Source organism: Pseudomonas sp. Ost2 (assembly GCF_018326065.1).
GTDB classification, from domain to species: domain Bacteria; phylum Pseudomonadota; class Gammaproteobacteria; order Pseudomonadales; family Pseudomonadaceae; genus Aquipseudomonas; species Aquipseudomonas gingeri.
In genome coordinates this window covers 4,446,540-4,459,623 of record NZ_AP021904.1, presented here as the reverse complement: position 1 = coordinate 4,459,623, position 13,084 = coordinate 4,446,540, and the positions used below count along the sequence as shown (strand labels likewise).

15 protein-coding genes are annotated in these 13,084 nt (G+C 64.0%); 5 read left to right on the top strand and 10 right to left on the bottom strand.

The genetic code is table 11. From position 1 onward, the window contains the following. Window positions 1-13: 13 nt before the first annotated feature. Together KI243_RS19625 and KI243_RS19620 are read right to left on the bottom strand one after the other, a co-directional pair. Window positions 14-664: an HAD-IA family hydrolase gene (locus tag KI243_RS19625; RefSeq protein WP_017125165.1), complete on the bottom strand. Its 651-nt coding sequence runs from the start codon at window positions 662-664 to the stop codon at window positions 14-16. A gap of 167 nt (window positions 665-831) precedes the next feature. Beyond that, entirely contained in the window at window positions 832-1,674 is an 843-nt protein-coding gene (locus KI243_RS19620) for an oxidoreductase (RefSeq protein WP_017125166.1), read from the bottom strand. Window positions 1,675-1,808: 134 nt separating this feature from the next. Here KI243_RS19620 and KI243_RS19615 point away from each other — a divergent pair, with 134 nt between their 5' ends. Next, on the top strand, window positions 1,809-2,759 hold the full coding sequence (locus KI243_RS19615) for a LysR family transcriptional regulator (RefSeq protein WP_017125167.1): 951 nt from the start codon (window positions 1,809-1,811) through the stop codon (window positions 2,757-2,759). 131 nt (window positions 2,760-2,890) lie between these two features. After that, window positions 2,891-3,667, top strand: a complete 777-nt coding sequence (locus tag KI243_RS19610) for an alpha/beta hydrolase (RefSeq protein ID WP_017125168.1) — start codon at window positions 2,891-2,893, stop codon at window positions 3,665-3,667. Between the two features lie 22 nt (window positions 3,668-3,689). Here KI243_RS19610 and KI243_RS19605 read toward each other — a convergent pair whose 3' ends face one another. Further along, complete coding sequence (locus KI243_RS19605; RefSeq protein ID WP_017125169.1) at window positions 3,690-3,974, bottom strand: hypothetical protein; 285 nt, start codon at window positions 3,972-3,974, stop codon at window positions 3,690-3,692. Window positions 3,975-4,144: 170 nt separating this feature from the next. Between KI243_RS19605 and KI243_RS19600 the strand changes: the two genes are divergently transcribed. Both KI243_RS19600 and KI243_RS19595 read left to right on the top strand, forming a co-directional pair. Beyond that, the gene (locus tag KI243_RS19600) at window positions 4,145-4,348 is read left to right on the top strand and encodes a hypothetical protein (RefSeq protein WP_017125170.1); all 204 of its coding nucleotides are present in this window, start codon (window positions 4,145-4,147) and stop codon (window positions 4,346-4,348) included. 188 nt (window positions 4,349-4,536) lie between these two features. Next, window positions 4,537-4,836 (top strand): putative quinol monooxygenase, encoded by a 300-nt coding sequence (locus KI243_RS19595; protein WP_017125171.1) that lies wholly within the window; start codon window positions 4,537-4,539, stop codon window positions 4,834-4,836. A gap of 39 nt (window positions 4,837-4,875) precedes the next feature. On the opposite strand, the gene KI243_RS19590 is transcribed toward KI243_RS19595, so the two are convergent. The 6 genes from KI243_RS19590 to KI243_RS19565 form a co-directional block, all read right to left on the bottom strand. After that, the gene (locus KI243_RS19590) at window positions 4,876-5,688 is read right to left on the bottom strand and encodes a hypothetical protein (protein WP_212809777.1); all 813 of its coding nucleotides are present in this window, start codon (window positions 5,686-5,688) and stop codon (window positions 4,876-4,878) included. A gap of 11 nt (window positions 5,689-5,699) precedes the next feature. Beyond that, window positions 5,700-6,047 (bottom strand): DUF2493 domain-containing protein, encoded by a 348-nt coding sequence (locus KI243_RS19585; RefSeq protein WP_017125173.1) that lies wholly within the window; start codon window positions 6,045-6,047, stop codon window positions 5,700-5,702. Next, window positions 6,035-7,783, bottom strand: a complete 1,749-nt coding sequence (locus KI243_RS19580) for a Na/Pi cotransporter family protein (RefSeq protein ID WP_212809776.1) — start codon at window positions 7,781-7,783, stop codon at window positions 6,035-6,037. The genes KI243_RS19585 and KI243_RS19580 overlap by 13 nt, the downstream gene beginning before the upstream one ends. A gap of 24 nt (window positions 7,784-7,807) precedes the next feature. Beyond that, window positions 7,808-8,023: a hypothetical protein gene (locus KI243_RS19575; RefSeq protein ID WP_017125175.1), complete on the bottom strand. Its 216-nt coding sequence runs from the start codon at window positions 8,021-8,023 to the stop codon at window positions 7,808-7,810. A gap of 110 nt (window positions 8,024-8,133) precedes the next feature. Further along, window positions 8,134-10,848, bottom strand: coding sequence for a magnesium-translocating P-type ATPase (gene mgtA, locus KI243_RS19570; protein WP_103032912.1), 2,715 nt, complete (start codon window positions 10,846-10,848; stop codon window positions 8,134-8,136). Between the two features lie 288 nt (window positions 10,849-11,136). After that, window positions 11,137-11,436: a hypothetical protein gene (locus KI243_RS19565; RefSeq protein ID WP_042934961.1), complete on the bottom strand. Its 300-nt coding sequence runs from the start codon at window positions 11,434-11,436 to the stop codon at window positions 11,137-11,139. Between the two features lie 435 nt (window positions 11,437-11,871). Between KI243_RS19565 and otnI the strand changes: the two genes are divergently transcribed. Further along, the gene (gene otnI, locus KI243_RS19560; RefSeq protein WP_178991913.1) at window positions 11,872-12,657 is read left to right on the top strand and encodes a 2-oxo-tetronate isomerase; all 786 of its coding nucleotides are present in this window, start codon (window positions 11,872-11,874) and stop codon (window positions 12,655-12,657) included. Here the strand turns inward: otnI and KI243_RS19555 are convergent. After that, window positions 12,654-13,061 carry a VOC family protein gene (locus KI243_RS19555; RefSeq protein ID WP_178991911.1) on the bottom strand — a complete coding sequence of 136 codons (408 nt, stop codon included), beginning with the start codon at window positions 13,059-13,061 and terminating at the stop codon, window positions 12,654-12,656. The two genes, otnI and KI243_RS19555, sit on opposite strands and share 4 nt — an antisense overlap. Between the last annotated feature and the right edge of the window lie 23 nt (window positions 13,062-13,084).

Below are 13,084 nucleotides of genomic sequence, written 5' to 3'. Positions count from 1 at the left end.
GGCAGGCGGCTGATCAGGCCTGGAGCAGAGCCAGGCCCTGGTCGTTGCTGTCGATCGTCACCCGGCGATAATCCTCAAGCGTCGGGTGCGGGGTTTGCAACGGGTGACCGTGGGTCGCACTGATGACCACCACCGGGATCCCGGCCGCTTCCGCGGCGCCGATGCCGGCCGGCGCATCTTCGAAAATCAGGCATTGCGCGGGGGCCACGCCCAGGCGTTGCGCGGCCAGCAGGTAGCCGTCCGGTGCCGGTTTACCACGGCTCACGTCTTCGGCGCTGATCACCAGGTCGGGCAGGGCGATGCCGGCGGCGGCCATGCGGCTCTCGGCCAGGGCGCGCGGAGCCGAGGTCACCACGGCCCAGCGGTGCGGCGGCAGGGCCTTGAGAAAAGCCAGCGCGCCGTCGATGGCGACCACGCCTTCGACGTCGTCGATCTCGGCCTGGGAGATGGCAGCGGCTTCGCGCTCGGCGTCGACTCCCGGCAGGTTCTGGCGGCGCACGGTGTCGATGCTGCGCACGCCATGGATGGTCGGCAGGAACGCCTCGACATCCAGGCCGTGACGCCTTGCCCAGTTGCTCCAGACGCGCTCGGCGGCGGCGATCGAGTTGAGCAATGTCCCGTCCATATCGAACAGAAACGCCGCGAAGCGCTGACCTTCAAACATGCCGTGTCCCCCTTCGGGTAAAGAGGCCATGCTAGCACGGGAGATGGATGATCGTTCCCACGGTCCCCGTGGGAATGTCTCTCCGGACGCTCTGCGTCCGCTGTTGTCACGCGGAGCGTCACGGGCTGCATTCCCACGCGGGGCGGGGAAACGGTCACGGATGGATATCAGTCGAAGTGGGTGCTCAGCGAGAGCGCTTCCCACTGCTTGATTTCCGCCAGATGAGCTTCGAGCTTGGCCCTGACGAACTGCACCGCATCCTGCCCGAGCAGCAGGTGTACCGGTGGCTCGGCGGACTCGACCACGGCCATCATTGCCAGCGCCGCCTTGGCCGGATCGCCGACCTGGTTGCCGCTGCGTTGCCGGCGGGTTTCGCGCAGGGCATCGAAGGATGCGTCGTAGTCGGCGATGCTGCGTTCGGCGCGAACCATCGAGCGGCCGGCCCAGTCGGTACGGAACGCTCCCGGCTCGATGGCGGTGACAAAGATGCCGAATGGCCTGACTTCCTTGCCCAGTGCTTCGGAGATACCTTCCAGGGCGAATTTGCTGCCGTGGTAGTAACCCAGGCCGGGGAAGGTGGTGATGCCGCCCATGGAGGTGACGTTGAGGATATGCCCGCGACGGCGCTCGCGCATGAACGGCAGCACCGCCTTGGTCACCGCCACCGCACCGAACACATTGACTTCGAATTGCTGGCGCAGGTCTTCCAGCGGCGACTCTTCGACCGGCCCTTCATGGCCATAGCCGGCGTTGTTTACCAGTACGTCGATCGCGCCGATCCGCGCTTCGATATCCGCCACCACCGCCGGCACGACGGCCGTGTCGGTGACGTCCAGCAACTGCCCGAACGACAGGCCCGGACGGCTGTTTTCAAAGGCCAGGCGCGCCGCTTCGTTGCGCAGGGTGCCCACCACCCGATGGCCGGCGGCGAGCAACGCTTCGGCCAGGGCCTTGCCGAAACCCGAGCTGACGCCCGTGATAAACCAGGTTTTTTGCGTGAACTGAGTCATGGTGCATCCTCCAGGGAACAGACCTGCAGTTCATCCCATCGACACTCTTCAGACAATCCACTCAATACTGGCAGGGCTATTAAGTCAGGGTTCATAATAAGCGCCGATGTCGACTATTCAATGAGGAAGGTGCCATGCGTCAGGATCAACTCGATGGGCTGGTGACCTTTGTCCATGTGGCCGAACTTTCCAGTTTCACGGCGGCGGCGACCCGCCTCGGAGTCAGTCCGTCGGCGGTCAGCCAGGTCATTCGCAATCTGGAGCAGCGCCTGGGCATCGCCTTGTTCAATCGCACCACCCGCAGCGTGGCCCTGAGCGAGGCGGGCGTGCGCTTCCTGGAGCGGGTGATGCCGGCGGTCAGGGAACTCAGCGCGGCCGCCGAGGAACTGGGTGACAGCAGCGGCCAGCCCTCGGGACTGTTGCGGTTGAATGTGCCACGGTCGGCCTACCTGACAGTATTGCAGCCGATCCTCAAGGGCTTTCTCGATGCCTATCCGGAGATCGACCTGGAGATCAGCCTGGAAAACTCCCTGGTGGATATCGTGCGCCAGGGTTATGACTGCGGTATCCGGTTTGGCGGGCATGTCGAGCAGGACATGGTGGCCGTGAGGATCGGTCCGCCGCTGGCGGTGCATGTGGTGGCGTCGCCGACCTATCTGGAGCAGCACGGTATTCCCCTGCATCCGCGGGAGCTGGTCGGGCACCCATGTTTCGGTTTCCGCCCGTCCGGCAGCGGTGTGGTTGAGCGCTGGGCCTTCGGCAAGGACGGCGAAAACCTGCAGATCGCCGTCAATGGCCGGCTGATCGTCAATGATTCCGGCGTGCTGGTGCAGTCGGCGCTGGACGGCCAGGGCATCGCCTACATGGTCAACGGCTATATCGAGCCGTTCCTGGCCGACGGTCGCCTGGTCCGGCTGCTGGCGGACTGGAGCCCGACGCTGCCCAGCTACACCCTGTACTATCCGGATCGCCGCCAGGGCACCCGCAAGCTGCGGGCGCTGATCGATTATCTGAAAGCGGTGGACTGGACACAGACCCAGGGTTGCAGCGCTCTGCTGCGGACCGATGCACGCCCGGCAGGCTGAATCCGGGTTATTTTTCAGGGGGCACTGGAATAAACCCGGCGCTCGTTCGTCGGACTCGGGCAAACCACTCTGACACAGCAGGAACGTCGCTCAGGCGCCCTGAAACCCGATCCCCTTGCGAGATGAGCCCGATGAAACTTTCCAAAGCCCGTTCCCTGTTTGCCGCCGCATCCCTGGCTTTCCTGGCCGCCGGCACTGCCAGCGCCGCCCCGGCCGCGCCGATCCACAATATCGTGCTGGTGCACGGGGCTTTCGTTACCGGCGCCGGTTGGAAACCGGTATACGACATCCTGGTCAAGGACGGTTACCACGTATCGATCGCCCAGCATCCCCTGACCGGTTTCAGCGATGACGTGACCGCGGTCAAGCGCATTCTGGCGATGCAGGACGGCCCGACCATCCTGGTCGGCCACAGCTATGGCGGTGCGGTGATTTCCGATGCCGGTACCGATGAGCATGTGGCGGGCCTGGTCTATATCGCCGCCCACGCCCTGGATATCGGTGAGACCGAGGCCGCCAACGGCAAGCTCTATCCCAACGCCACCAAGGCGGTGAAGAAGACTGCGGATGGTTTCCTCTACCTCGATCCGGCGTTCTACCCGGCCGATTTCGCCGCTGACCTGCCCAAGGCCCAGGCCGAGTTCGAAGCCAATGCCCAGGCGCTGACTTCAGCGTCGGTGTTCACCACCGCCGCCACCTCGGCTGCCTGGAAAACCAAGCCGAGCTGGTACGCGGTAGCCAAGTCGGACCGGATCATCAACCCGGACCTGGAGCGCATGTACGCCAAGCGCGCCAACAGCCACACCATTGAAATCGCCGGTGCCAGCCATGCGGTCTACGAGTCGCATCCGAAGGAAGTGGCCGCCCTGATCGAGCAGGCGGCCAAGCACGCCCTGGACGCCAAATAGGTCGTCGGGGTTGCCGGGCGAGCTAGACGAAAGCCTGTCCGGTAAACCCGCGAGGCAGGCGCTGACGACCGGGCAGGGCGGTCAGGCGCTGGACCCAGGCCGCGCGCCAGTCGTTGGCGGTGTGCTGGGTCTTGGCCTTGCGCGCCGCCCGGCGCGCGGCGTTGCGCTGGTCCTTGCGGGTGGCCTTGAAGGCGTCGGTATTGCGGCAACTGCGGCATTTCACTCGGGCCAGTTCGGTGCTGGACAACAGATTGTCGCCATGGCGACCGCAGGCCAGATGCCCGTCGGTCTTGAAGTGGGTAATCATGGTTATTCTCCTCGGGACCGCCACGGGCCCCTGTAAACGGTGGACGTGCGCACCCGGCAGATCGTTCAATTCATTTACCTGGATGTCGCCCCGGCGGCAGGTCGCTCGCGTTTTGCCTACACTGGAGATTCAACGCCCGGACGGTCCGGGCATCCTGATGCGAGGTGCGTATGGATACCCAGCCTGCTTCCCTGGTCGAGCCGTTTGCGCGGTGGCCCTTCAGTGCCATGCCCTGGCGCGAGGTGCCCGTGCCGCAGGAGGACGAACTCGGCGAAGACGACACCCCCGATGAACCCCCGCCGCAAACCTGGAAGCACCCCGACGACGGCAAGGAGATGCCGGAGCGCGACCGGGAAACACCGCTGAAACCCTGAATTCGCCGGGGCCTGCCGCTGCCCGTCCATGCGATGGGCAGCGCTGTTCCGGGGGGCTGCCTGCCCAGACCTGATCCGTGCGCAGTAGCGATCCAGAGCCTTTCTCCCTTGCTGACCGACGGCAGAGGGATCATGATCGCGGTCCCGATAGCCTTCGCCGTTCAAGGCCACTTTCAGGTAGAAAACCGATGAATCATGAAATTCGTGTCGTTGCCATTCTTCAAGCCAAACCGGGCAAGGCCCGCGAACTGGAAGCCGCGCTGAAGGCCGTCGTGGTGCCCTCGCGCGCCGAACCCGGTTGCCGTGAATACGTCCTGCATGTCGACCAGGAAAATGCCGAGCGTTTCGTTTTCGTCGAGCGCTGGACCAATATGGCCGCGATCGAACACCACCGCGATACCAAGCACTACAAGGCCCTGGGTGCTGCAGTGGCCGACCTGGTTCTGAGCCGGCAAGTCCTGCTGATGGACGAGGTTCCAGGGCAGTAACGCCGGCATGCAGGGAGGCCTCCCTGCCTCCCTGTGATCTCAGAACCGCAAGGTCGCGCCAGTGGTGAACCACTGGTCGCGATCACCGTTCAGGTGCCGCCCGACCACCAGGTCGATATCGAGCTTCTCGCCGAGATGCAGGCGCGGTCCGGCCTGCCAACCCTGGTCACCATGCTGCTGCCCGAAACGCTCGGCCACCAGCGTCAGTGAACGAGCTACGTCATATTCCACGCCGGTCCCCCAGGTCAGGGCGTGATTCTGTTCGCCATCGTCGTAGGCCTGGGTCCAGCCGCCGCTGACGGTCAGGCGTAGCGGGTCGATAGGCTGGTAGGTCAGCGGCACGTTCAGGTCGACGCCGTCGAAAGCGTGTCGACGGGCCGTGGCGAAGTGCAGCGCTGCCGACAGCGCCGCTTCCAGGCCAAGGTCGGTCCGGCTGAGCAGGGCGGTCTTGAGGTGCGGGCTGAGCAGTGTCTGGTGCTGGCCGTCGTCGCGACTGCGATTGATATCGGCACCCAGTTGCAGTCCGGGCAGGCTGTTGGGCGTGCAGTCCTGGGACAGCACGGTTTCCCCGCTCGATGCGTGGTGCCGGCCGCTCTTGTACCAGGTGTCGATATTGCATTCGCCAGGGGCGTTGATGCCGCCATCGTCGACCACATAGGAGCCACCCGCGGCCTGGGCCTTGGAGTAGATCGACAGCAGCACGAAGGTGCCGAGGGTCGCACCGACGAACAGCAGGGTGCGGCGCAGGGTGCGTTGCCGGGCGCGGGGCAGCGCCTGATAGAGGGACGTGTATTGGCCGGTGCGGGGCGGGCGCCCGCTCGGCGTGTCGCGGCGAGCATTGTGCTTTTGCATGGGAGGCTCCTTCAATCGTCGATGGGCAGGGTTTCAATGCCGATGGCCCGGGCTTGTGCCACCAGCTCTTCGGTGTCGTTGCCGCCGGGAAAGGCGAGCACCAGGTCCGGCTCGCTGTCGAGCAGCATGAACTGGTTGCGGCGGCGCTCGGCCTGCTTGCCATAGAGCTGCCAGTTGGAGGGGTAGCGCACGAGATGGGTACCGGTTTCCCGGGCCCAGTCCTCGATAGTGCTGCCCAGGTACTGGTTGCCGCCGTGGATCAATACCTCGATCCGGCGCACCTGCTGGTAGGCCTCCAGGACCTTGCGGCAACGGGTGGCGTTCATGTAGTAGCGCCCGGCGCAGATCAGGACGCGCATGGGTAGTCATCCTTGTCGCGCGGGCGGCGCAGGTCGTGGTGCACCTCGTCGCTGCCGATCCCGTCGTGACGCAGCAGTGCCGGCGCGGGATTTTCCGCCGGCTCGTTCAGGCCCGGAATGTGTTCTCCCGCGCGCTCCAGCACCGGATAGGCCAGTGCGGCGATGTGATGATGGACGCGGCGGTAGTCGCGCAGCACCCGCTGGAAAATGTCCCCGGATTCGGCCCAGGCGCTTTTGTCGGCACTCAGTTTGCGAAAGTGTTCGCGGCTGGCATTGGCCTCCAGCCGGCGGATCGAAGCCTTGCGCGCCACCAGTTGGTGAGCGGTGGTGGTGTCCTCGCGCAGGAACACGGTAATGGCCAGGTTCAGGCTTTCCAGCAACTCGTCGTGCAGCGGATAGATATGCCCCAGCTCGAATTTCGAGAAGGCTTCGCCACGTCGCCGCCGCCGGGCCGCCAGTTGCGCCAGGCTGCTGGAGAGAATGTCGCCGGCGTGCTCCAGGTTGATCACGAACATGAGGATTTCCTGGGCGCGGTCGGCGTCTTCGTCGCTCAGGCCGTCCTGGCCGATATCCGCCAGGTAGGCGCGGATGGCGGCGCTCAGCAGGTCCAGCGACTGGTCCAGTTGGCGAATCTGCTCGGCCGTGACCTCCATGGGCGTCTCGAACAGTTTCAGCACCCGTTCGAGCATCACCGAAAGCATGTCGGCCAGGCGCAAGGCTTCGCGTACGGCGTTCGACAGGCCGATATTGGCAACCTCCAGGCCGGCTTCATCGAGGTAGTGCGGCATGCCCGGATCGGCGGGTTGTTCGGGGGCGGGCAGCAGTCGGGTCAGGACCGCGGCCATCCGTTCCACGAGGCCGATAAAACCCACCGCCAGCAACCCGTTGAAGGCGATGTGCAGGTACACCACCTGATGGCCGGGCGTAACGCTTGAAGCGGCCAGGGCACTGCCCAGCCACGAGGCGAACGGCAATACCAGCAGCGCGCCGAACAGCCGCACGGCGAGGTTGCCCAGGGGCAGGCGACGGGCGATCTGGGTGCTGGCGCTCAGCACCGGCGGCAGCGCACCGCCGATGTTCACGCCCAGCACCAGGGCCAGGGTGGTCACCGGCGACATCAGGCCGGTGCCGGCCAGCGAAGCGATCAACAGGATCACCGCGACGCTGGAATGGCAGATCCAGGTCAGCAGGGCGGCGACCAGCAGGGCGATCAGGATATCGCCCTGCAGGCCCTGCATCACCGCGTGGAACACCGGGGTGCTCTCCATCTGCCCGAGGACCGCAGCCAGCAGGCTCAGGGCCAGCAGCATCAGGCCGAGGCCGATCAGCGCGCAGCCGATGCTTTCGTAGCGCGAGTCATCCCGCAGGCGGAATACCACGAAGCCGACCAGCAGGACGATGGGAATCGCCATCGAGGTATTGAAGCTCAGCAACTGCACGACCAGGGTCGAGCCGATATTGGCGCCGAGCATGACCGCCAGGGCCGGCGCCAGGCTCAGGGTGCCGGCGGCGGTAAACGAGGTGGCCATCAGGCTGACAGCGGTGCTGCTTTGCAGGATGGCGGTGATGCCGATGCCCGAGAGCAGGGCTTTCCAGCGCTTGTCCAGGTTGCGTCCCAGGCCATTGCGCAGTTGGGTGCCGAAGCCGCGCAGCAGGGCCGTGGAGATCATGTGGGTGCCCCACAGCAACAAGGCGATGGCGCCGGCGAGATTGATCAACAGAGTGGTTCCAGACATGAGGATTCTCCCAGTGCTGGTTTTTTACTTTCTGGGTGGGCGCAACAACCTCACCGAGGCGCGACTGATGGCGCTGGAAAACTCCAGCAGGTAGCGCATCTCGATACTGGTCAGCGTCCCGCGCACGTAGAGCTTTACGGTGATCCGCCTGACGACCTTGGCCGCCTTGGTCAGGCACAGCACCGACAGCGCCCGGTAGCTGTAGTCGAAGTGGGCGAACAGCTGTTTGAGGGTTTCCATGATGGGCTCCGGATGGGCGTCGACGGTGGGAGCCGGGCTTGCCCGCGAAGAGGCCCGCGAGGTCATCGATGACCTCGCGGACAAGCACCGCTCAGGTTTTCAGGACTCCATCAGAACCACTGCTTGAAGCGGCGGATGTAGAAGGTCTTCATGGTCTGGGCCACCACGCAGTACGCCAGCAGGGTGCCCACCAGCCATGGGAAGTAGGCCATCGGCAACGGCACCAGGCCGACCAGCGTGCCCAGTTGCGAGAACGGCAGGTAGATACCGATGGCCACCGCCAGGCAGGTCATGACGATGATCGGCAGTGCCGCGGTGCTCTGGAAGAACGGGATCTTCTGGGTCCGCAGCATGTGCACCACCAGCGTCTGCGAGAGCAGACCCTCGATAAACCAGCCGGACTGGAACAGTGCCTGCATTTCCACGCTGTTGGCGGCGAACACGTACCACATCAGGGCAAAGGTGGTGATGTCGAAGATCGACGAGGTCGGCCCGATCCACAGCATGAAGCGGCCGATATTCTTCGCATCCCACTTGCGCGGCTTGCGCAGGAACTCCTTGTCCATCTTGTCCCAGGGCAGGGCCAGTTGGGAGATGTCGTAGATCAGGTTCTGCAGCAGCAGGTGGATCGACAGCATCGGCAGGAACGGGATGAAGGCACTGGCCACCAGCACCGAGAACACGTTGCCGAAGTTGGAGCTGGCGGTCATGTTCAGGTACTTCATGATATTGCCGAAGGTTTCGCGGCCCTTGAGCACGCCTTCTTCCAGCACCATCAGGCTCTTTTCCAGGAGGATGATATCGGCCGATTCCTTGGCGATATCGGTGCCGCTGTCCACCGAGATACCGACGTCGGCATCGCGCAGGGCCGGGGCGTCGTTGATGCCGTCGCCGAGGAAGCCGACGGTGTGGCCGTTGGATTGCAGGGCCTTGAGCACCCGCGACTTCTGCAACGGAGTCAGCTTGGCGAACACGGTGCGTTCCTCGACCCGCAGTTTCAGGATCTCGTCGTCCATGTGCTCGATGTCCTGGCCCAGCAGCGGCAGGCCCGGCTCCAGTCCGACCTCGCGGCAGATCTTGCAGGTGACGACCGCGTTGTCGCCGGTCAGGACCTTGACGGTGACACCGATCTCGCGCAGGGCGGCAATCGCCGGGCCGGCGGTTTCCTTCGGCGGATCGAGGAAGGTCAGGAAGCCGCGGATCACCAGTTCGCGTTCATCCGCAGTCTTGTACTGGTCCTTGCTCTGGGGCTTGAGGATATCGCGGGTGGCGACCAGCAGGACGCGGAAACCGTCCTTGTTGTAGTCGTTGGCCAGCGCCAGCAGCTCCTTGCGGCGCTGCTCGTCGAGGGGCACCACGTCGTCGCCTGCCATCATATGGCTGGAGATGGCGAGCATTTCCTCGACCGCGCCCTTGCAGATCAGCAGGTGATCGCCACGGCTGTCCTTGACGATGATCGACAGGCGCCGGCGGACGAAGTCGAACGGCAGCTCATCGACCTTGCTGTAGGCGAACGGCACCTGGAACTTCGGATCCTGTTCGGAGAAGCGCAGCACCGCCTGGTCCATCAGGTTCTTCATGCCGCTCTGGTGATGGCTGTTCAGCCAGGCCAGGCCGAGGACCGCGTCGTTGCGTTGCCCGTCGGTGCCGACATGGTGCTCGAGGATGATCTTGTCCTGGGTCAGGGTGCCGGTCTTGTCGGTGCACAGCACATCCATCGAGCCGAAGTTCTGGATCGCGTTCAGACGCTTGACCACCACCTTGCGCCGGGCCATGGCCATGGCGCCCTTGGCGAGGTTGGCGCTGACGATCATCGGCAGCATTTCCGGGGTCAGGCCGACAGCCACAGCCAGAGCAAAGAGCAGAGCATCGCCCCAGTCGCCCTTGGAAAAGCCGTTGAGCAGGAACACGATCGGCACCATCACCAGCATGAAGCGGATCAGCAGCCAGCTGACACTGTTCACGCCGCGGTCGAAGGCGGTCTGCACCCGCGAACCGACGATGGCCTTGGCCAGCGAACCGAAGTAGGTGCGCGGACCGGTGGCGACCACCACGGCCTTGGCTGTGCCGCTGACCACGTTGGTGCCCATGAAGCAGATATTCTGCAGGTCCAGCAGGTTGCTCTGGTCGGTGGGATTGGCGCCGACGGACTTCTGGGCGACATCGCCGAGGGTGTCGTACTTTTCCACGGGCAAGGCTTCGCCGGTGAGCACCGCCTGGCTGATGAACAGGTCACGGGATTCGATCAGGCGGATATCCGCCGGGATCATGTCGCCGGCCGACAGGTGGACGATATCGCCGGCCACCAGTTCGCGCATCGGTACTTCGCGCAATACCGGCTTGCTGCCCATCTGGTCACGGCGCAGCACGCTGGCGGTGGTGCGGACCATGGCCTTGAGGGCTTCGGCGGACTTGGCCGACCGGTGTTCCTGCCAGAAGCGCAGGGTGCTGCTGAGGGTGACCATGGTCATGATGATGATGACCTTGGTCAGGTCGCCTTCTTCGCCGGCGCGTTCGGCCAGCCAGAAGTCGGTGAAGAAGCTGATCCCGGCGAGGATCAGCAGGACGTAGATAAAGGGATTGTTCAGGGCCTGGAGGAACTGCACCACCGCGTGGGGCGGCTTGTCGTGGGCGACCTCGTTGTAGCCTTCGCGTTGCAGGCGGCCCGAGGCGTCCAGTTCGGTGAGACCGTCGCGGGTGGCCTTGACGTTGCTCAGGGTGGTGGCCAGGCCATGCTGGGATTCGCGGGCGGCGCGCATCGACAGCCGGGCATCGTCCCTGCTGTTGTTCTGGCCGCGCCGTGGTGGAGTTTTTACGCTGTTCATGGTTATGCCCCTGTCACTTGTCCGCGACCAGGCATGGGGACGGCTCACCGGATCATGGGCGAGCGAATACCTGCCGAGTCGCGAGGGTGCGATCGATTCGAATTGAGTTCTGTCCGGATATTTAACGTTCGCTGCCCGCCCACGGAAAAACAACAGGCAGCGAACCGACTACTGGCTTCGTCCATAACAACTTTCTCTATATGTATTAATTGCCGGGCAATAGAAGTTCCGTGCACTTCAAAGTTTCGAAGTGCAAGTTCGGAAGTTGTCCATGTCAGTGCCGGTCAATCAGGCGGCACGGGCCTCGACATACAGGTTCAGGGTCTGGCCGGCGCGCTGTAGCAGCTGCGCGAGCCCCATACTCTGAGGGTCCTGGCTGTCGTCGAAGCTCCAGCGCTGTTGCAGCTGGCCGGTGGCCGGGCAGATGCGCCAGCCGATGGCCGCGCGCGGCGCAGCCTGGGCACTGGAGGAAGGGATGGCGAACAGGGCGCTGGCCCGCGGCGCGCGGGTGGGCTCGCGGGACAGCTTGACGCGCATGCTGGAGGCAAAGGCGCGAACGCCTGGCATTACAGAGGATTTGAAAGTCATAACACACCTCGCGACCGGACTGGCGCCGGCAGAGGCGAGTTACGTGGGAGCACTAGGCCCTGGCGCAGCTCACCCGACTGTGCGTCGAGTCCCGTCATTTTTTGGGTTAAGCGCCCGGTGAGCCGCGTTCGCGGTAACCGGACAGCGTCTAGATACTGTGTCCATTGGGTTCTTTTATGAGTTGAAAAAAGGCCTGAGCAGCAGGCAGGGGGAATTTACTCAGCGAGGTAGATTAAGTCAACCTCAAATGTGCTGTTTTGTTGTATTAAACTGAATGAACGCTGAAGTGAGTTGAATATTGAACTTCGAGTTGGTTGTTTGCAAAGTATGCCGGGGTTATTCGATACCTATCCATCAGTACCAACGCGACCAGTTGCCCGATCCGCCGGCTTTGTGTATTCCTGGCGCCTCCCCAGCCAAGATCGAGACCTGCCCATGCCCCGTTTCGCCGCCAACCTGAGCATGCTCTACCCGGAGCACGATTTCCTCGAGCGCTTTTCCGCCGCCGCGGCTGATGGCTTCGAGGCGGTGGAGTATCTGTTTCCCTACGACCACAGCCCGCAGGTGCTCAAGCAGCGTCTCGACGACAACGGCCTGGTCCAGGTCCTCTTCAATACCCCACCTGGCGATTGGGCGGCCGGCGAGCGCGGCACCGCATCCTTGCCGGGGCGCGAACAGGAATTCCGCGAAGGTTTTTCCCGCGCCCTGGAATACGCCGCCATTCTGGGTAACAGGCATCTGCATGTAATGGCCGGCCTGTTGCCTGCCGGAGCGAGCCGCGAGCGGCATCACGCGACCTATCTGGAGAATCTTGCCCATGCCGCGGCAGAGGCGGCCAAGGTTGGCGTCACCGTGCTGCTAGAGCCGATCAACACTCGCGATATGCCGGGTTTTTTGCTCAACCGCCAGGACCAGGCCCATGCTGCCCGCGAGGTCATCGGTGCAGCCAACCTGCAGGTCCAGTTCGATTGCTACCACTGCCAGATCGTCGAAGGCGACCTGGCGACCACCTTGCGTCGCGACCTGGCCCATATCGGCCATATCCAGATCGCCGGGGTACCGGATCGCCATGAGCCGGACCAGGGCGAGGTGAACTACCCGTGGCTGTTCGAATTGCTCGACCGCCTGGGCTACAGCGGCTGGATCGGCTGCGAGTACCGGCCGCGTGGCAATACCTCGGCCGGACTGCAATGGCTGCGGGACTGGCAAGCCCGAGGTTAATCCGCGGTGCCCGGCAGCGGATCGTGGCAGCAGACGCACAGCTTGTTGCCGTCAGGGTCGCGAAAGTAGGCACCGTAGTAGTTGGCGTGATAGTGCGGGCGCAAGCCGGGCGCGCCTTCACAACTGCCGCCATGTTCCAGGGCCAGTTGATGGCAGCGGTCCACCGCTTCGCGACTGGGCGCCAGCAGGCCAAGCATCTGGCCGTTGCCGGGACTGGCCGCTTTGCCATCGAAGGGCGTGCCGATAATCAGCAACGGGCGTGGCGCGTCTGGCCTGACCCAGCCTGCCCAGGGCTTGTCTGCATCGCTGAAGCGCAGCTTGAGGCCCAGTGTCTCCATCAAGGGTTGATAGAAACCGAAGGCCCGGTCGAAATCGGTAATGCCCAGGTAAACGTGTGAAAGCATTCGGCAAGACTCCAGGTGAACAG